Source organism: Microcystis protocystis FBCC-A270 (genome assembly GCF_050500235.1).
Lineage (GTDB): Bacteria > Cyanobacteriota > Cyanobacteriia > Cyanobacteriales > Microcystaceae > Microcystis > Microcystis ichthyoblabe_A.
In genome coordinates, this window is sequence record NZ_CP191407.1 from 2,167,442 (window position 1) to 2,185,845 (window position 18,404).

Annotated in this window: 19 protein-coding genes, 1 tRNA gene and 2 pseudogenes; 12 read left to right on the top strand and 10 right to left on the bottom strand. The window is 41.6% G+C overall.

The features are described from left to right. The first annotated feature begins 69 nt into the window (after nt 1–69). Both ACQY1X_RS10610 and ACQY1X_RS10615 read left to right on the top strand, forming a co-directional pair. Nucleotides 70–1,074, top strand: coding sequence for a CHAD domain-containing protein (locus ACQY1X_RS10610; RefSeq protein WP_430015669.1), 1,005 nt, complete (start codon nt 70–72; stop codon nt 1,072–1,074). A gap of 12 nt (nt 1,075–1,086) precedes the next feature. Continuing rightward, complete coding sequence (locus ACQY1X_RS10615) at nt 1,087–2,520, top strand: bifunctional orotidine-5'-phosphate decarboxylase/orotate phosphoribosyltransferase (RefSeq protein WP_430015670.1); 1,434 nt, start codon at nt 1,087–1,089, stop codon at nt 2,518–2,520. A 346-nt stretch (nt 2,521–2,866) separates the two neighbouring features. On the opposite strand, the gene ACQY1X_RS10620 is transcribed toward ACQY1X_RS10615, so the two are convergent. The 6 genes and pseudogenes from ACQY1X_RS10620 to carA all read right to left on the bottom strand — a co-directional run bounded on the left by ACQY1X_RS10620 (nt 2,867) and on the right by carA (nt 6,334). Next, nucleotides 2,867–3,163: a DUF1816 domain-containing protein gene (locus tag ACQY1X_RS10620; RefSeq protein ID WP_002793968.1), complete on the bottom strand. Its 297-nt coding sequence runs from the start codon at nt 3,161–3,163 to the stop codon at nt 2,867–2,869. Nucleotides 3,164–3,275: 112 nt separating this feature from the next. Continuing rightward, complete coding sequence (gene rlmB, locus ACQY1X_RS10625) at nt 3,276–4,142, bottom strand: 23S rRNA (guanosine(2251)-2'-O)-methyltransferase RlmB (RefSeq protein ID WP_002733719.1); 867 nt, start codon at nt 4,140–4,142, stop codon at nt 3,276–3,278. A gap of 99 nt (nt 4,143–4,241) precedes the next feature. Next, nucleotides 4,242–4,331, bottom strand: a pseudogene (locus tag ACQY1X_RS10630) (IS200/IS605 family accessory protein TnpB-related protein); the annotation flags it as partial. Nucleotides 4,332–4,340: 9 nt separating this feature from the next. Next, nucleotides 4,341–4,757: a Mini-ribonuclease 3 gene (locus ACQY1X_RS10635; protein ID WP_002734315.1), complete on the bottom strand. Its 417-nt coding sequence runs from the start codon at nt 4,755–4,757 to the stop codon at nt 4,341–4,343. A gap of 3 nt (nt 4,758–4,760) precedes the next feature. After that, nucleotides 4,761–5,111: an STAS domain-containing protein gene (locus ACQY1X_RS10640; RefSeq protein ID WP_016515648.1), complete on the bottom strand. Its 351-nt coding sequence runs from the start codon at nt 5,109–5,111 to the stop codon at nt 4,761–4,763. 74 nt (nt 5,112–5,185) lie between these two features. After that, a complete protein-coding gene (gene carA / locus ACQY1X_RS10645; protein WP_430014533.1) occupies nt 5,186–6,334 on the bottom strand; it encodes a glutamine-hydrolyzing carbamoyl-phosphate synthase small subunit in 1,149 nt (382 codons plus the stop codon). 197 nt (nt 6,335–6,531) lie between these two features. On the opposite strand from carA, the gene ACQY1X_RS10650 reads away from it, so the two are divergent. Next, complete coding sequence (locus ACQY1X_RS10650; protein ID WP_103112981.1) at nt 6,532–7,413, top strand: helix-turn-helix domain-containing protein; 882 nt, start codon at nt 6,532–6,534, stop codon at nt 7,411–7,413. Nucleotides 7,414–7,832: 419 nt separating this feature from the next. Next, a complete protein-coding gene (locus tag ACQY1X_RS10655; protein ID WP_002776869.1) occupies nt 7,833–8,612 on the top strand; it encodes a pentapeptide repeat-containing protein in 780 nt (259 codons plus the stop codon). A 41-nt stretch (nt 8,613–8,653) separates the two neighbouring features. On the opposite strand, the gene ACQY1X_RS10660 is transcribed toward ACQY1X_RS10655, so the two are convergent. Then, nucleotides 8,654–9,181 (bottom strand): hypothetical protein, encoded by a 528-nt coding sequence (locus tag ACQY1X_RS10660; protein ID WP_002734671.1) that lies wholly within the window; start codon nt 9,179–9,181, stop codon nt 8,654–8,656. 367 nt (nt 9,182–9,548) lie between these two features. Between ACQY1X_RS10660 and ACQY1X_RS10665 the strand changes: the two genes are divergently transcribed. From ACQY1X_RS10665 to ACQY1X_RS10680, 4 genes are read left to right on the top strand one after another with little or no spacing between them, the layout of a single operon-like run. Then, the gene (locus tag ACQY1X_RS10665; RefSeq protein WP_002733032.1) at nt 9,549–10,070 is read left to right on the top strand and encodes a hypothetical protein; all 522 of its coding nucleotides are present in this window, start codon (nt 9,549–9,551) and stop codon (nt 10,068–10,070) included. A 44-nt stretch (nt 10,071–10,114) separates the two neighbouring features. Continuing rightward, nucleotides 10,115–10,624, top strand: a complete 510-nt coding sequence (locus ACQY1X_RS10670; protein WP_042790277.1) for a lipolpp family protein — start codon at nt 10,115–10,117, stop codon at nt 10,622–10,624. Between the two features lie 44 nt (nt 10,625–10,668). Then, entirely contained in the window at nt 10,669–11,124 is a 456-nt protein-coding gene (locus tag ACQY1X_RS10675) for a coiled-coil domain-containing protein (protein WP_002793975.1), read from the top strand. 57 nt (nt 11,125–11,181) lie between these two features. Then, nucleotides 11,182–12,729, top strand: coding sequence for a protein kinase domain-containing protein (locus tag ACQY1X_RS10680; protein WP_002776876.1), 1,548 nt, complete (start codon nt 11,182–11,184; stop codon nt 12,727–12,729). 49 nt (nt 12,730–12,778) lie between these two features. Here the strand turns inward: ACQY1X_RS10680 and ACQY1X_RS10685 are convergent, their stop codons facing one another. After that, nucleotides 12,779–13,591, bottom strand: a complete 813-nt coding sequence (locus ACQY1X_RS10685; RefSeq protein ID WP_002733376.1) for a rhodanese-related sulfurtransferase — start codon at nt 13,589–13,591, stop codon at nt 12,779–12,781. A 77-nt stretch (nt 13,592–13,668) separates the two neighbouring features. Between ACQY1X_RS10685 and ACQY1X_RS10690 the strand changes: the two genes are divergently transcribed. The 4 genes and pseudogenes from ACQY1X_RS10690 to ACQY1X_RS10705 form a co-directional block, all read left to right on the top strand. Continuing rightward, nucleotides 13,669–13,741, top strand: a tRNA-Ala gene (locus ACQY1X_RS10690). Nucleotides 13,742–13,818: 77 nt separating this feature from the next. Further along, complete coding sequence (recO, locus tag ACQY1X_RS10695; protein WP_016515329.1) at nt 13,819–14,601, top strand: DNA repair protein RecO; 783 nt, start codon at nt 13,819–13,821, stop codon at nt 14,599–14,601. Between the two features lie 22 nt (nt 14,602–14,623). Beyond that, nucleotides 14,624–16,114 carry an MFS transporter gene (locus tag ACQY1X_RS10700; RefSeq protein WP_002733864.1) on the top strand — a complete coding sequence of 497 codons (1,491 nt, stop codon included), beginning with the start codon at nt 14,624–14,626 and terminating at the stop codon, nt 16,112–16,114. A gap of 507 nt (nt 16,115–16,621) precedes the next feature. Then, a pseudogene (locus tag ACQY1X_RS10705) lies at nt 16,622–17,035 on the top strand (Rpn family recombination-promoting nuclease/putative transposase); the annotation flags it as partial. A gap of 95 nt (nt 17,036–17,130) precedes the next feature. On the opposite strand, the gene ACQY1X_RS10710 reads toward ACQY1X_RS10705, so the two are convergent. Together ACQY1X_RS10710 and ACQY1X_RS10715 are read right to left on the bottom strand one after the other, a co-directional pair. After that, nucleotides 17,131–17,529: a hypothetical protein gene (locus tag ACQY1X_RS10710; RefSeq protein WP_002734667.1), complete on the bottom strand. Its 399-nt coding sequence runs from the start codon at nt 17,527–17,529 to the stop codon at nt 17,131–17,133. A 314-nt stretch (nt 17,530–17,843) separates the two neighbouring features. Continuing rightward, a complete protein-coding gene (locus tag ACQY1X_RS10715) occupies nt 17,844–18,347 on the bottom strand; it encodes a hypothetical protein (RefSeq protein WP_228051171.1) in 504 nt (167 codons plus the stop codon). Nucleotides 18,348–18,404: the final 57 nt, after the last annotated feature.

An 18,404-nucleotide genomic window follows, 5' to 3' on the forward strand; every position in this document is an offset into this window, starting at 1 on the left:
ATCTATTAGTTCCAGTCTTGATTTAAAGATTCTATCACCATCTTGACATTGTTTCCTCCCTAAAGACCAATGACTAACAAATTTAATCCTCGGGCTAAAACTGTTGCCGATTGGGCCTATATCGGTATTGATAAACATTTTCATAAAGTTCTTAGACACGAAGCTGGGGTTTTACTCGATCAGGATACGGAAGAATTACATCAAATTCGTGTGGGAATGCGTCGTCTTCGCAGTACCTTAACCGGTTTTGCACCCGCTTTAACCATGCCGAAATCTGCCGATCAAAAACGGGTGGGTAATCTGGGCAGAATTTTAGGAGAATTGCGGGATTTAGATGTGTTAAAAGAGGCTTTTATCGGTCATTATCAGCCAATTTTGCCCCCGAAAGAACAGGATTTACTGAAGAAAGTTTTACAAGTTCTCGAACAACAAAGAAAAAAGGCATTTGCTAAGGTAGAAAAGCTGTTAAAGTCCGACAAATTTCTCAATTTTAAGGCAGATTTTGCCAGTTGGTTGGATAATCCCACCTATCAACCGATAGGAAAATTAGATATTGCCACGGTTTTACCAGACTTATTATTACCGCAAGCGAGTCGCTTTTTACTGCACGAAGGTTGGTTAGTTGGGGTAAATTTGGAGGAAGATCAAAAAGTAAGAGAGTTTTCTAGTCAAGAAATTGATGACTTATTGGAAAAAGAAGGATTATTACTGCATGATCTTCGTAAAGAAGCCAAGCGTTCTCGCTATAATATGGAGTTATTCACTCAGTTTTATGGCGATAAGTATCGAGAGTATCTAGAGGATATTAAAAACCTTCAAGGTATTCTCGGAGAAATGCAGGATTGTTGTGTTCTCTCGGATTTTCTTAGCCAAATTTTCCCTAATTGTCTTGCCAAGGAAATGCCCACCTTACTAGAAATTTTCCAAAATATCCGTCACCAAAAATGGCAAGAATGGCAACCCTTACAAAAGAAATTCCTTGACGCTGACACCAGAAAAAGTCTGCACCAGACAATTTTACAGCCTATTTTTCGGCCAAATAGTGTAGAATTAGGAACTAATCCAGAATCCTGAGATTAGGAACCGATGAATTTTTTTCAAAAGTTAAACCACGCCATTAGTCAAAACCAGACTCTACTTGTCCTCGGTTTAGATGCTAACCCCGAAATGATGCCCTCCACCCCGGGAGAATTAATCGTTAATTTAGAACAGTGGCTCAAGTTTATTATCGATGAAACTGCCCCTTTTGTCTGTGCCTACAAACCAACTTTAGGCTTTTATCAAGCTTTGGGAGCGGCAGGGTTAGAATTATTACAGCGAATTTTAACGGCAATTCCCGATCATATCCCGGTAATTTTGGATGCTAAACACGGCGATATTAACACTAGCAGTGTTTTAGCCGAGACTATCTTTAAAACTTGGCAGGTGGACGCGGTTACTCTCAATCCCTACTCCGGACAGGATCACGTTGCTCCTTTTTTAGTTTACCCCGAGCATGGCGCTTTTATCCTCTGTCATACTTCCAATCAAGGCGCGATTAATCTGCAAGAATTCCCCAGTCGCGACAATCCTTTTTATCTGCAAGTTGTCAAAGAAGCTTGCACCTGGGGAACTCCCGAACAAGTATTTTTAGAAGTGGGAACTACTCAACCAGAGATATTGAAAAGGATTCGCAATTTTGCTCCCGAAAGATTGATTTTATTACGCAGTATTTGGGAAGAAAAAAGTCAATTCTCCGAGTTAATTACTGTGGGTTTAAATAGTCATGGCGAGGGTTTATTAATTCCTGTACCCCAAGACTTTTTATCTCAACCCGATTTGGGGGCAAAAGTCAAGGATTTACGAGAGGAAGTCAACAAAATTCAACAAAATCACCAGCAAGAATCGAGCCAAGATGATACTTGGACTGCTAATGTTTGTCTTTTAAAACAACATCCTCATCAGGATTTAATTCTACAATTATTTGATATTGGCTGCTTGATGTTTGGCGACTATGTGCAAGCATCGGGAGAAACTTTTTCCTATTATATCGATCTGAGAAAAATTATCTCTAATCCTAATATTTTTCAGCAGGTAATTGAAGCCTATGGAGAAATATTAAAAACCTTGACATTTGACCGCATTGCTGGTATCCCCTACGGCTCTTTACCCACAGCTACGGGTTTATCTTTATTATTAAATCATCCGATGATTTTCCCCCGCAAAGAAGTAAAAGCTCACGGCACAAGAAGAGTAATTGAAGGTAATTTTCAAGTGGGGGAAACCGTGGTAGTAGTGGACGATATTTTAATTTCTGGCAAAAGTGCGATCGAGGGGGCAGAAAAGATTAAATCGGCGGGATTATTAGTTAATGATATTGTGGTTTTTATCGACCATGGTGGCCCTGTTAAAGATAAACTTCGTAGCCATGGTTATCAACCTTATTCGGTTTTAACCCTAGCAGAAATTACCGATACTCTCTACGAAGCGGGAAGACTGACAGAAGCAGAATATAGCTGTTTTTTAAATCGCTCCCATTGATATTTAGGGTTTGCGGCAAAAAGTAGGGGCGAAGCATTCGGATAGAATATCTAGGGTTTCACCGATAGGTTATTGCCCGAATGCTTCGCCCCTACAGGACGCGGGCCGATGAAGAGGCCAGGTTTTGAACCACGATTCTCTCAAAATCTTGCACCTGTGGGAGCGAAACAGAACCCTAAAACCCTTACCTCGTCTATATTTCACATTTATTCAGCAAGCTCTACTTAGTTTCTAGCCTTCTTTTTCGGTAGGAGAATCGCCGAATCCTTTCTTGGAGCCTTTTGCCTTTTGCCTGTTGCCTGTTGCCTTCAGAAGCTGATCACTGATTACCGATCACTGGAAATTGTTAAGAAACTTGACTGCGTAAGACCTTTAAGGGATTGAGGAGCTTACCTTCTTCCTTTTCCTCAAAAATAGTTAAATCTTTCGGTTTACAACGTTTTATATGCAATTTAATCCCCTGCGCTCCTTCTGTTTTCAAATCTTCTTCGTAACCAGCTTGAGCGACTTCAGCCTCGTCTTTAGCGAGAAAAGGACCAAAATAATAAGTACATCTGGGATAGTCGGTTTTAATCTCGACCCAGTAGGCTAATCCGAACCTTTCGAGTAAGCTAATCAAAAATTCTTTCATTTCGTTCCCCATCTAAATCTACTCTGGTGGTTTTGTTACGTTTGTTTACATTTCGCAAACTTCCTTCCTATTCTATTTATACTTTCTCCTTTTGGCTATTGGGAGTGTCGAAAAATACAGATTTTCAATCGGGGGAATTTTGCCAGCGTTGCCGGTAAACCTCGTAAAGAGCCATAGCCGCCGCCACCGAAGCATTGAGACTGGGAGTTTTGCCTGCCAAGGGGATAGATACCAACTCATCGCAGGACTTTTGGGCCAACAGACTCAAACCCTCTCCCTCCGAACCTACCACCAATCCTATCGCACCCGTTAAATTGATTGTGTGTAAAGATTTACCAGTTTTTGCCGCCGTGCCGTAGAGCCAAAAACCGGCCGCTTTTAATTCCTCTAAAGCACGATTGAGATTAACCACCCTAGCGACGGGTAAATATTCCAGGGCCCCCGCCGCCACTTTCATCACCGTCGATGTCACCCCGGCGGCGCGACGTTGGGGAATAACTACCCCCTGACAACCCATGGCTTCGGCGGTGCGAATAATTGCCCCAAGGTTATGGGGATCCGTAATACCTTCAGCGATGACGATGACGGGGTGGCGACTTTTGCCCTTAGCTTTTTCGATCAGATCGGCTAATTCGATATACTCATAGGGAGACATTTGGGCGGCGATCCCCTGATGATTGGCCTTACTGGTAATCTGATCGAGACGGAGATCGTCCACCTCATCAATTACCGTGCCGTTGGCTTTGGCTTTTTCCAAAAGGGTATGATAACGGGGATCGTAACGGAGTCGATTGACTACCCAAATCCGATTCAGTTGGCGCTCCTCCTCCATGGCCGTTAAAACCACCCGGCGACCGTAGAGCAGATCATCAGCTTCTTGGTTTTCTGGAGTTACTGTCGGGGATTTAGCCAGAATTGGCCCGGTTTTTGACCGCGAGGGCCGGCGAAAATTACTATTATCGGACTTGCTACGAAATGGTCGATCGCTCATGATTGCATGGATTAATAAAAGGGGGTCGGGAATAATAGTTAGTAAAAGTATAGTCAAATATAGACAGACTCAATTCCATTTCAGAAATTCCCTTCACTTTTACTTCGAGAGATTAATTCTCCTTGGGTGAACTACGCACCTCTCTATCCCATAGCAGTTAAACGCATTTGGGAATGCTTTTCGTAAAATACCTGAGGGCTATAATTCTAGTTTTTCTAATAGTTGATGTAATCTTGAGGGGTCTTGTAGATAAAGATAGCCGAACAGGGTTTCTAAACTGCTGGCCTGCTGATAGACTTGGGCTGTCAGACGACGACGTTTTCCCGTGACCGCATTGCGTCCCCGGCGCAGAATTTCTTTTTCTTGGTCCGTCAGATAGGGCTGCAGTTGCGCTAAATCTAAAGCCTGTTGTTCGGCCCTGACTTTGCCCACCACCTGAGCGTGATAGTCTCCCAGACGCTGGGGCGGCAGTAAATAATAGGTGCGGATGTATAATTCATAAACAGCATCCCCCAGATAGGCCAGAGAAGCGGGCGATAATCGGTCAAGACCCTCTAGGATTGGTGAACCCTGGCCACTGACCTGTAAGCGAAGTTTTTCGAGAGGAGATTCCACGATTTACGCTTTTTCTAGATATTCGATCGCTTCTTCCAGGGTGGATCGCAGGGAAAAAAACTTCTCCAATCGCACCAGTTTTACGGTTTGAGTTACCCGCGCATTGGTAACAATTTGTAAACTGCCCCCTTCGGTTTTGGCCTTTTTCACCAATTTTACTAAAGCCCCTAAACCGGAGCTATCGATAAAATCAATCTGAGCTAGGCTAATAATCACATCCTTAGGACCCTGCTCCACATAGCCTTCGATCACCTTACAAAAAGTCGGTTCGGAAAAGGCATCTAAAAGACCCGTCAAACGGAAAATTTGGTACTTATCTCTGACCTCGCGGGTGCCTCGCAAGCTGACAGTCAAGTTAATTGCTTCTGGAATAATCGCCTCCTAGCTCTAGAGCCGTAAAAATCAAAACCCTAGTATATCCTAAAAATTTACGACCGATCCTTTTTTGCTTGCCGCATTAAATCAACAAATTTGCCAAACAGATAATCGGCATCGTGGGGGCCGGGACTGGCTTCGGGGTGGTATTGCACCGAGAAAAAGGGCAGAGACTTGTGTTTTAAACCCGCTACGGTGCGATCATTGAGGTTGAGATGGGTAATCTCCACTTGCGGATTTAAAGATGCCTCCTGCACCGCAAAACCGTGATTCTGACTGGTAATTTCCACCTGTTGCTGCAGTCCACAGGGTTGATTTAACCCGCGATGGCCAAATTTCAGTTTAAAGGTTTCTGCTCCTAGGGATAGGCCTAAAATTTGATGACCCATACAGATGCCAAAAGTGGGTTTTTCCCCTTGCAAAAGTTGCTTGGCTAGGGCAATACCTTCGGTGACAGCCGCCGGATCTCCCGGTCCGTTAGAAAAGAAAATACCATCGGGATTATAGGCGGCGATTTTTTCCGGGGGAGTGTCAGCGGGAACCACGATCACCCGACAACCGTAGCTGGCTAAACGCCGGAGAATATTGCGTTTGATGCCAAAATCGATCGCCACCACCGTTAACGGTTCTTGATCACTATTAATTGGTGCAAATTCCCAGGCGGACGGGGTGGGAGTCGTCCATTCGTACACTTCCTTGGTGGTAACTTCTTTAACGAGATTTAACCCCGCCATACTGGGGGCCGCCTGCACCAGCCGCAGTAAATCGTGATAATCGAGTATTTCCGTGGAAATTGCCCCATTCATCGCCCCAACCGAGCGAATTTTGCGGGTCAGGGAGCGGGTATCGATGCCATAGATGCCAATAACATGATGAGCGGCCAGATAATCCGCTAGGGATTGGGTAGAACGCCAATTACTGGGCCGGTGGCAGATGTTTTTGGCGATCGCTCCTTTCACCTGGGGACGAATTGACTCCTCATCCTCGGGGTTAACCCCCGTATTTCCCAATTCTGGATAGGTAAAAGTGACGATTTGACCAGCATAACTGGGATCGGTGAGGACTTCCTGATAACCGGTCATCCCCGTGTTAAAGACAACTTCGCCGACGGTGGTTCCCTTGGAGCCGAAGGAATAACCCTCGTAAACTGTACCATCGGCCAGAACTAATAAGGCTTTTTGACTAGCAGCACTGGATATCATCGTCAATTTTTTAATCTTGAGTAGTGGTGAGAAACAGAAGTCAAGGATAGACTAGAACAGGGACTAGAAAACGAATTGCTTAGTTTTAATTGGCTAGAGCGTTTTATGATTAAGAGTACATCCGCTTAAAGACAACAGCTTCCCCTGACTAGCCATCGGCAAGATCCTATCGCTTAAAAAATAACTATATAAGTAATATGAGTCCAAGAAAACTGACTGATGCCACGAAAAAAGAAATTCTTAAGCTTTATCGGGAAACGGAGGCCACCACTTCCACGTTAGCCGAGCGCTATGGAGTGAGTAGTTCTACGGTCAGTCGTTTTCTCAAAAATTCTTTTTCTGGCGAGGAATACGAGCAGTTAATCCAGAAAAAACGCTTGGCCCGCAATCCTCGTGGCCTCGAGGAGGAGGAGGCAGCAGCGGATCTACCAGAAAAAGCGATCGAGGTGATTAGTGTTCGGGCAGCCCAAATCGCAGCTAAGGATGAGCAGGCTTTTGAGCCACCGATCGCTTCTGTGGAACAATTAACCCTGTTAATGGATACCGTTTACCCGCCAGAAGCAGATAATCCAGAAGATACAGAAATTAATGGCGATAAGACCCTAGAAACCGCTAATTTAAGCGAGTTTTTCGTCGAAGCTATCGAGGAAGAGGAGGAAGAAGATGAGCTTGACGAGGATTGGGATGAAGAGGAGGATGAGGATGAAGATGAGGAGGAGGGGGAACTAGCGGACAGCTATTTAGGCCCGACTATCGTTAAAACCGCCCAATTACAGATCTTACCCCTCTCGGCGGCGGCTTTTCCCAAAACCTGTTACTTGGTCATCGATCGTGCTGCCGAATTAATCACCCGTCCCCTCAAGGATTTTGCCGAATTGGGTAAGGTTCCCCCTCAGGAAATCCAGCAGCGCACTCTCCCCATCTTTGAAAGTCATCGCATCGCTCGTCGTTTTTCCAAGCGCAAGGAAAAAGTGATTAAAGTTCCCGACGGTCGCCTGATCGAAAAAGCTCACGCTCAACTGGAAGCTAAAGGGATCACCCGTCTGCTCATGGATGGTCGTATCTACGCTTTAGAGTAGGGAATTAGCGGGTTAGCAGGGTGTGGGGTGTGGGGTGTGGGGTGTGGGGTGTGGGGTGTAGGGTGTGGGGTGTGGAAAGAATAAATAAAAATAATCTCCTGTCTCCTGTCTCGGAGTCTCCTATTTAAACAATAGATAAGTTTTTTAACAAGAGTAGTGTTAGATACTAATTACCCTATGGACTGGGGTAGAATTGGAAAAACCAGTCCAACTGTTTTAGCCAAGCTACTTAACTATGATGAAAATTAACTTGCTGTTCGCGTTATCTTCTCTTAAAAAATCGAAAAAAAACTTTACATAAACTCAAAGGAGGGCATCGTAAATTGCTCATCTAAAAGCAGAGTGAGTTATCGGACAAAGTTTTTAGGTGCTTTTGTTGATTACTTCTTAACCACCATCTTATAAGTAGAAGAAGGGAGATGAAAGTTAATCAGTTACTAAGACTCTACGAACAAGGAGAGCGGGATTTTTTAGCCATTGACTTGATGAGTCTAGATCTACAACAAGTGACTCTAATCGCTGTCAATTTTGCTGCGGCCAATTTGCGCGGAACTAATTTGAGTCGCTCTTTTTTGACTAAATCAAATCTGCGGGGAGCGAGTTTGAATTGGGCGAATTTAACCTATGCCAAATTAAGTCAAGCGCAATTAGTGGAAGCGGACTTAACCAAAGCCAATCTCACCGGGGCCTTTATGGTACAGGCAAACCTGCGTAACTCGCGCTTAAGTGGGGCGGATCTTTCCCATGCTAATCTCCGGGGAGCGAATTTATGCGGGGCGAATTTATGCGGGGCGAATTTATACTTAGTTAATCTCTTGGAGGCAACCCTAGATAAAGTCAATCTCAATTGGGCCAATTTGCAGGAAGCGCGGTTAAGTGGGGCTAAATGTCGTCAGATTTCCGCAAGGGAAGCCAATTTTAGGGGCTCTTTTCTGAAAGAGGTGGACTTTCAAGGGGCCAATTTAGAAAGGGCTAATTTTAGTGAGGCACGTCTGACGGGTAGTGATTTACGCGGGGCCAATTTAGCGGGTGCTAATCTAGCGGGAGCGCGTTTACAACAGGTAAATCTACAGGGAGCGGACTTGAGGGGTGCTAACTTGACGGGGACTTGTTTTGAGAGTGTCACTGGTTGGACAGAAACCGCCCAAGAAGATGATATTTTTCCCCTAGACTGGTTTCAGCCTCGTTTTGCTACTTAAAAGTCAATATATCTTCCGAAAGCCCGTCCTTTTCCTATCAATTAACGATTAGCTGGAGTGGTTAATCTTTGGTTAGGAATGGGGATTGGGGGAGCATTATTCGGCTCATCCTCGAAGAGTAAAGTAGGGGGAGGAGGAGGAGTGGTAGCGCCGGGAGATGCTGCTGGAGATGGACTGGGATTAACGGCAACGGGGGGACTTTTCGGAGTGACGACGGGTGCGGGAGAGCTAAAACCGAGGAGAGCTTTGCCAAAGGGAAAAACATTTCTCCAGCGTTGAATATTGGGATGACCAAACCAATCTTGACGGGATACCTTCACCGAGAGGAGAGGTGCGATCGCCCCTGATTTTTCGGCCGTTATCAATAAATCAATTTTATTAATACCCTGTTGTTGATTAAAACGACTGATGATAGTTTTCTCGGCTAATTGCGATGCTCTAGTCAATAATGCTTCGTAGGATTCTCCCTGTTGAACTGTGATGGGAAGATTAACAGTGGATTGAGCAAAAACCACGTCAACGGCGATAATTCCCGTCAGCAGCGTTAAAACAGTAATAGACTTGTACATAGGACAGACGGTTAAACAGTCACTCCCTGGTTAGGGTCGGGATCTTCCCTGTTAGAGTTCCCCGATCGCTTTCTTAAATTACCATGATCGATCTCTGGCCACAATGGAATTTTTTCGGTAGCGTAATCGTCCTTAGTCCCTAGCAATAGGCAATAGGGGAATACTTAGGGCTGGCTGAATAAATCTAAAAACTTTGTTGGATAATATCTTTAGGCTTTTTTCAAATCAAACAGTGCCGGCCATTGGAGTGATCAGAGGGAAAATTCAGGGACTTTTTCCCTGAAAATGGGTAAAACCCCACACCAACGCCAAACTTTTTCAGTATAACCTAATTATATTTGGCCTTATCGACCAGAGGTTGTTAATTATGACACAAACTAGCGAAACCGTTACCTATTCTCTCGAATCTGTCCTAACAAGGATCGAGAGTAAAATCGACAATCTCCAAAGAGATGTTAATCAAAAATTTGACAGTCTCCAAAGAGATATGGATCAGAAAATTGACAATCTCCAAAGAGATGTTAATCAGAAAATTGACAGTCTCCAAAGAGATATGGATCAAAAATTTGACAGTCTCCAAAGAGATATGGATCAAAAATTTGACAGTCTTCAAAAAGATATGAATCAAAAATTTGACAGTCTCCAAAAAGACGTTAATGATTTAAAGGTGGAAGTCACAGAAACCAAGGGAGATATTAAAACTCTTGACCAGAAAGTCGAAAGAATAGATAAACGACTGGAAAAAGTTGAAGATAGTTATGCAATCCTAGTTAAAGATATTGCGGACTTAAAAGGGTTTAAATCCCTGATTATCCCCATGGTAGTAGCTTTTTTAAGTGCCGTGGTAACTTTAGGATTGCGCGGCTTTTTTCTTGGTAATAAACCTTAATTTTTTATGTCAAGAAAGTAGTTATTTGTAAGAGGTTGTTAATTATGACACAAACTGGCGAAACCGTTACCTATTCTCTCGAATCTGTCCTGAAAGAAATTAAAGATAGCATTAAAGAGGTTAATCAGAAAATTGACTCTCTCCAAAGAGATGTTAATCAAAAATTTGACAGTCTCCAAAGAGATATGGATCAGAAAATTGACAGTCTTCAAAGAGATGTAGATGAGAAAATCGACAATCTCCAAAGAGCTATGGATCAAAAATTTGACAGTCTCCAAAAAGATGTTAATCAAAAATTTGACAGTCTCCAACAAGATGTGAATGATTTAAAGGTGGAAGTCACAGAAATCAAGGGAGATATTAAAAATCTTGATCAGAAAGTCGAAACAATGGATAAACGACTGGAAAAAGTCGAATCTAGTTATGCAATTCTAGTTAAAGATATTGCGGACTTAAAAGGGTTTAAATCCCTGATTATCCCCATGGTTGTAGCTTTTTTAAGTGCCGTGGTAACTTTGGGATTGCGCGGCTTTTTTCTTGGTAATAAACCTTAATTTTTTATTTCAATAAAGTAGTTATCTGTAAGAGGGTTTTAATTATGACACAAACTAGCGAAACCGTTACCTATTCCCTTGAATCTGTCCTGACAAGGATCGAGAGTAAAATCGACAATCTCCAAAGAGATGTTAATCAAAAATTTGACAGTCTCCAAAGAGATGTGGATCAGAAAATTGACAGTCTCCAAAGAGATGTGGATCAGAAAATCGACAATCTCCAAAGAGATATGGATCAAAAATTTAACAGTCTCCAAAAAGATGTTAATGATTTAAAGGTGGAAGTCACAGAAATCAAAGGAGATATTAAAACTCTTGATCAGAAATTTGAAACAATGGATAAACGACTGGAAAAAGTCGAAGATGGTTATGCAATTCTAGTTAAAGATATTGCGGACTTGAAAGGGTTTAAATCTCTGATTATTCCCATGGTTGTGGCTTTTTTAAGTGCCGTGGTAACTTTGGGATTGCGCGGCTTTTTTCTTGGTAATAAACCTTAAATATATCAAGGAATATTGTTATCATCAAGTTTATTTTTTACTCTACCAATAAAATCTATGAGTTTTTGTATTAATCCTCATTGTCCCAAACCGAAAAGTATCACGGAGAGTCGTTACTGTCAATCCTGTGGTTCCGACTTGCTTTTAAATGGTAAATATCGAGTCACAAATTTATTGAGTGCCAAAGGTGGATTCGGTAATACCTATGAAGTGATAGATGAACGTAAAATACCTAAAGTGTTAAAAGTTCTTACCTACGATTCTAGCAAAGCTATTGATTTATTTCAACAGGAAGCCAATCTTTTAAAACAATTAAATCACCCTGGTATTCCCAAAGGAGAAAACTATTTTATTTATCATCCCCGGGAGAGTCAAACTGCTTTACACTGTTTAGTCATGGAGAAAATTGCTGGTATTGACTTAGAAGAACATCAAAAACAAAGAGGATTTAAACCGATTGATTATAATCTCGCTTTGGATTGGTTAAGTCAGTTGGCTAATATTCTCCATGAAGTTCATAAACATAAATTCTATCATCGTGATATCAAACCCTCTAATATTATCTTAAAACCCGATGGTCAATTAGTTTTAATTGATTTTGGGGCAGCGCGACAGGTGACTAAAACCGTCCTAGCAGGAGGCAAAAATACGGGAATTTATACCCCCGGATATGCTCCTCCTGAACAATCTCTTGGTCACTCTGTCCCCCAATCAGACTTTTATGCTTTGGGCAAAACTTTCGTCTTTTTGTTAACCGGTAAAGAACCCAGTGATCCGAAAATTTATAATATTAATACAAATGAATTTAACTGGCGTAAATATGCACAAAATATCCCTTCTCGATTAGCAGATTTTATCGATAATTTAATGGCAGAAAAACCTATTGATCGACCGAAAGATACCAAAACTTTGCTAAAAATTATTACCGATATTAAAGCCAATCCCCATCAAACTAAAAAAACTAAAAATTCTGCTCCTGAAAAACCTAAAATTATTCCTATTCCCAATCCTGCACTTATTTCTTTACTCGCCGCAATTTCTCCCAGTTATGCTGGGTTTTGGCTCCGTTTCAAAGCTTCTTTAATTGATTCTTTTATCGTTTTTATTATCGCAGCTTTATTAGGTGGTTATATCTGTTTTCGCTTACAACAATGGTCAACTTTTCAAGATTTAAATCTTAACTTTGATATTCCCAAAGAAATCTGGGTTTACTATGCAGCAGGATTAAGTGCAGCCGGAACAACAATTTTTGGTTTTGCTTTATTTATAGCGGCAATTATCTATAATATTCAAGCCAAAGTTAACTTTACTCACGAGCATATTGCCATTCTGACTGCTCTTGGTTTAGGAATAGTTATTAAATGGTTATATTATGTTTTCTTAGAATATCTTTTTAAAGCCACTATTGGTAAAATGTTTTTTGATTTATCCGTCACGGATAGTCAAGGCCGACGCATATCTTTTGCAAGAGCAAATCGCCGCTACTTACTAAAATATCTCTCCACTGCTCCCTTATATTTGGGCTTTTTACTGGCAGCCTGGACAAAGAAAAAACGCGCCCTTCATGACATGATTTCTGGTACACAAATCCGCAAGAAAAAGTAACCAGATACTAGAAAAGTATGGAGATGAGAGCGGTACGAATAGGATAAGATTAACTACAATAAGGACAAGATATTCCTGCCCGGTAATTGGGGGACTGTTTATCTTTTTCATCGATGGGATGACCGCAAGCGGGACACATTTCATAATGTCCTACCTCTAGATTAGCTGTTAGTGCCACTCTTTGATCAAAAACAAAACATTCTCCTTGCCAAAGACTCTGATCGGGACTAACTTCTTCTAAGTATTTCAAAATACCTCCCTCTAGCTGATAAACTTGAGAAAAGCCTTGATTTAATAAAAAAGCTGCCGCCTTTTCACAACGAATTCCCCCCGTACAAAAAAGAGCTATTTTTTTATCGTTAATACTATCAAAATTTTCCTGAATATACTCAGGAAATTGGCGAAAATGCTGGATTTCTGGGTTAAGCGCTCCCGCAAAAGTACCGATCGCCACTTCATAATTATTACGAGTATCGATCACTACCACGTCCGGCTCTTTCAGCAATTGGTTCCACTCTTCAGTTTTGAGATAAATTCCTGTGTTTTCGAGAGGATTAGCCTTGGGTTGACCAAAAGTCACAATTTCCTTTTTTAAGCGAATTTTTAAGCGTTGAAAGGGCAAATAATCACAAACAGACTCTTTCACCTCTAGATTAGCTAAACGAGTATCGGTTTTTAACCAACTAATCACTTCAGCGATCGCTTGACGGTTCCCGGCGATCGTTGCGTTAATCCCCTCGGCTGCCAGAAGAATAGTTCCTTTAATTCCTCTTTCTTGGCAGTATTTTTGTATTTCTGGCTGTTTTTGACGATAATCTGACAAAGCCACAAACTGGTAAAAAGTGGCGACTAGATAAGACATGGCAGGCAAGGGAAAAATTAACTTGTAATATTTTTCACTATAGGTTATAATAACGAGAGTGTCTCAAAAACCAGATCGGGGGTTTAGCTCAGTTGGTAGAGCGCCTGCTTTGCAAGCAGGATGTCAGCGGTTCGAGTCCGCTAACCTCCATAGTCATGACTGATTCCCCTTTGCTTGGTGATTAGCTCAAGTCTTCTTGGGGAGACAATTAGCTAGTTAATTATTAAATGATGTCTCGTACCTATCAAGCTACTGGAATCAATCTGCAAGGAATGGCCTTCGGAGAAGCCGATCGCCTCTTAACTATTTTGACCGCCGAGTATGGTTTAATTAGAGCCATCGCTCCAGGTGCGCGCAAGTATAAATCTTCCCTGCGGGGTAGAAGTGAACTATTTGTGGTCAATAATCTGTTGATAGTCGCAGGAAAATCCCTAGATAAGGTCGTTCAAGCTGAAACTATCGAATCTTATCCCAAATTAAGTCAAAATCTCGCCAAACTAACCGTTAGTCAATACCTCTGTGAACTGGTTTTGGCGATCGCCCTGAGCGAACAACCCCAGAGGGAATTATACGAATTAATCTGCAGCCATCTGGCCAGAATTGAAGTCCTCGACGAGAATGAATACATACTTCCCTACCTTTGTCAAGCAATTTTTCATTTCTTAATAATTGCCGGCTTAGTGCCGCAAGTCCATAACTGCCTGTTGACGGGAAAAGCTTTAATTGGGAACAATTGCCTAGGATTTAGTTTCGAGGCAGGGGGAATAATAGATCTAGCTGCCCTAACAGAAACAATCAACCCGCCCAAAATCGATAGTAAACTGACGCGGCAAGAACTGCAATTACTGCAATGCCTAGGAAAAACAGATTTTCCCCCAGAAGAAAACCTTACCTCAGAACTAGCTTGGATTAACCTCGATCGTTTGCTGCGTCGCTATACTCAATATCATCTGGGAAAAACTTTTCGCTCCTCGGCATTAGTTGAGGGTTTATCTCCCTTAGAATTTTAAACAGATAGCAAAAATCATCATAATGCAACTGTTTGACTCAGAAACTGACGACGCTACGTCCAGCGCCTCCCCCACTCCTGTTTTTAATTCTTCCGATTCCTCACCGAGGCAATCCGACGCAGAAACCATGAACCGCTTGCCTAAACGTGCGCCCAAATCCAATCCTAGTCAGGGTTTTGCCCCAGTGCTAAAAAACCCGCGCTTTCTCATTCTCTGGGCGGGGGGAATTTTTTCCCAATTAGCGGATAAATTCTATTTAGTCCTGATGATCTCCCTAATTGCCACCCATTACCAAGAAGCCGATCAATCGATTAGCGGCTGGGTATCGGCGATAATGATTGCTAATACAATTCCGGCGGTGTTAGTGGGTTCGGTGGCGGGTGTATATGTTGATAGATGGTTAAAAAAACAAGTTTTAGTTATTTCTAACCTTTTACGCGGGGCTTTTGTCCTCGTCATTCCCCTATTATTGTGGTTAGTGCGCGAGCAAACTTTAGCGGTTCCCCTCGGTTGGTTGCCTGACGGTTTAAGAAATTGGCATTACCGGCTACAAGGAGAATTTAATTTACCCTTCGGTTTTTTCCTGTTGTTAGTCATTACTTTTCTTGTCTCCACCCTAACCCAATTTTTTGCCCCCGCCGAACAATCTACCCTGGCATTAGTAGTAAAACGTCGTCATCTTCTACCCGCTAATTCCCTCAGCACTTTAACCACCATGGCGGTATTAATTATCGGTTTTGCCATCGGTGAACCTCTATTAGCTTTTGCCGATAGCATTTTCGGCACTAGAGCCGGACAATTTGATATTGGCAAAGTGATGATTGTCGGTGGTTTTTATATAATTGCCGGTTTAATTCTAATTATCCTGCGAACTAGCGAAAAATATATTATTCCTACCGCAGAACAGCCCCATGTTTGGGAAGATATCCGCGACGGCATTCGTTACCTCAACAAAAATCATAAAGTTCGTAACGCTCTAATTCAATTAGTCATCTTATTCTGTATTTTTGCTGCTCTATCAGTATTAGCCGTCAGTATGGCGGAAAAACTACCCGGGTTAAAAGCTTCTCAATTCGGCTTTTTATTAGCCTCCTGTGGTGCAGGAATGGCAGTTAGTGCGATTACTTTGGGTTATTGGGGCCAAAAATTCTCCCACACCCAATTAAGTCTCTGGGGTTCTCTGGGTATGGCGGCAGCTTTAATCGGTTTATCTTTAGCAACAAAGAGTTTAATTTTAGCCTTCGCTATGACCGCTTTATTAGGGATTTTTGCCGCTTTAGTCGGGGTTCCCATGCAAACTACCCTACAGGCAGATACACCCCCCGAAATGCGCGGTAAAGTCTTTGGTTTAGAAAACAATGCCGTTAATATTGCCCTCTCTTTACCATTAGCTGTTGCGGGTATCGCCGAAACTCAATTCGGACTCCGACCGGTACTATTAGCTTTAGCAGTTATGGCAGTCATCGGCGGTGGTTTTACTTGGTATGTTTCTGGCAATTTATCTAAAGATTAGCGGAACTTTTCAGTTATCAGTTATCAGTTATCAGTTATCAGTTATCAGGAGTCAGTTATCAGGAGTCAGTTATCAGGAGTCAGGAGTCAGGAGATTGCCTTTATTTATTCTCCTATCTCCCCCGCAAAGAAGCGGGCGTTGTCAGATCAGAATATGAAGAATGAATTGCGACACAACGAGAGCCTTACTGTTAAAGCGTTTTCAAGTCTGCTCTGATGCGCCATCATCTTCAAACTTGACAACGCCACTAAACGGTTGTACGAACAGGGTTATCAACGAGAGGATATTCTCAACCTCTTTAAAATAATAGAAAACGGGTTTCTTAAAGAAACCCGTTTTCTGGATAATCCTAAGAGTGAGCTAACCCGCTACACTTTTGTCAACTTTTATTGATTTAATGTCCACTTTTACCGTAAGTATTGTCAAGTAACCTTAAACTTGTTAGAATCAAAGAGTTGTTATTTTCTGGTAGTCATTCACCGATGAGATTAGTTAAGATGATATTACATGACTAATAATGTTGATCATGATCGCTTATTTAAGGAGTTGATTTCCACCTTTTTTGTCGAATTTATTGAGTTGTTTTTTCCTGAAGTAATGAATTATTTAGACACAGACTCAATTACTTTTTTAGACAAAGAAGTATTTACCGATGTCACGGAAGGAGAAAGGCATGAAAGCGACTTAGTAGCACAAGTTAGGTTTCGCGGAAAAGAATCTTTCTTTCTGATTTATGTCGAGGCGCAGGAAAGTTCTCGAAAGTGGTTTAACCGGCGGATGTTTACTTATTTTGCTCGCTTTCATGAGAAATTTGTCTTACCGATTTATCCGATTGTAATTTTTTCTTACTCCCAGCCCAAAAAAGAAGCAATTAGTCAGTATGTAGTCGATTTTCCCGATTTTAAGGTGTTAGAATTTAACTCTGAGAGCTGAGAGGGGGACAAGCGAGCTAGAAGGTAGATAGGGCAAGCGATATCGCTCTTTGTCCTTTGATGTAATCCTTCAACCGATAGCGGCTAATTTGCATTAGCTCTTCTATATTTTTTTGGGAACATTTGATGTAGCTGGAGCCAATGATAGAGATGTTGACCCACATAAAAACTGCTGTGTCTGCGTTGACCTTTATATCTTGTTTCAGGTCTTGTGACATATTTTTGGATTCCCATATCCTTAATTTTTTTACCTTGCATTGTGGCACTTGTAGAGGCGATAGCTATAACAATTATCAGCTTTGATAGGTATTGCGGTGCTAATTGAGAACCTTCTAAGCTATAGCCTCCCGACTTAAAATCTCGAAACATATCCCCAATATCAAATCTTTTTTGATCGGCAATTATTGCCGTCTCTAAATCTCCAAAGTTAGTCAGAATATACCAAGGTTCTTTTGTTTGAAAACCCCAGTAGTTTTTTTCCACTTACCCGCTAAGTTAAACTGGACAAATCCCTGCTCTTTTGTAATATTGACATCATTTTAAAATAGTTGAGTTCCTGGACTTAAACCTAACTCTCTCATTTCTTGATAAATTCCTTCTTTTGTCTTGACATTTGTACTTTTTTTTTGTCTTAAACAAAAGTATAAACTCTGCTTCTGAAGCCACTTTCCAAGACTGACCGAGCAAAATTCTCTATCTCCTAACACCACTATTTTATGACCTGATAGCACCGTCAATATTTTCGCCAATACTCGCTGCTGTTCTTCGAGATTACTACTTCCTTTTTTATCTAATATCTACCAATATATTGGCATGGCTTTTTTGTTATAAATCAAACTCACCATCAAGATATTAATTGCTCCCCAACTCGTCCAGTCTATGGCTATGGCAATATATACTAATCCTTTTATTGTGAATCTCTGCTGCTGTTTTAACATCTCTTTTAGGCAGAGAAACCAGATTTTTTCAATATTCAGAATTTCCAGCTTTAAAAATCTTTTTAGTTTTTTTCTCCGACTCTCAAACAGGATTGGTATTGGTAGTGCTTCTGCTAATATCTCTAACTTAGCTTGCTTTAGTATTTGCAAGGTTCCAACTATCATTAACAACAGTAGATATCCTGCTCGCCCCAGTTCATTCTCTAAGACTTTCTGGTATTGTAAAGTATGAAGCGATCGAATCTGGTAATATTGCTGCGGTGCTAAAACTGAAGCATCGTAGGTAAGATTTAATAATCCGAAACCGCAAAAAACCACTATTAGAAAGGAGACAATTAAGAACAATTTTTGCTTAAACAGCATCGGGATTAAAAACGGTGAGCTAAAAAAAATAAATTCCCCGTCCGGGACAGGGAAAAA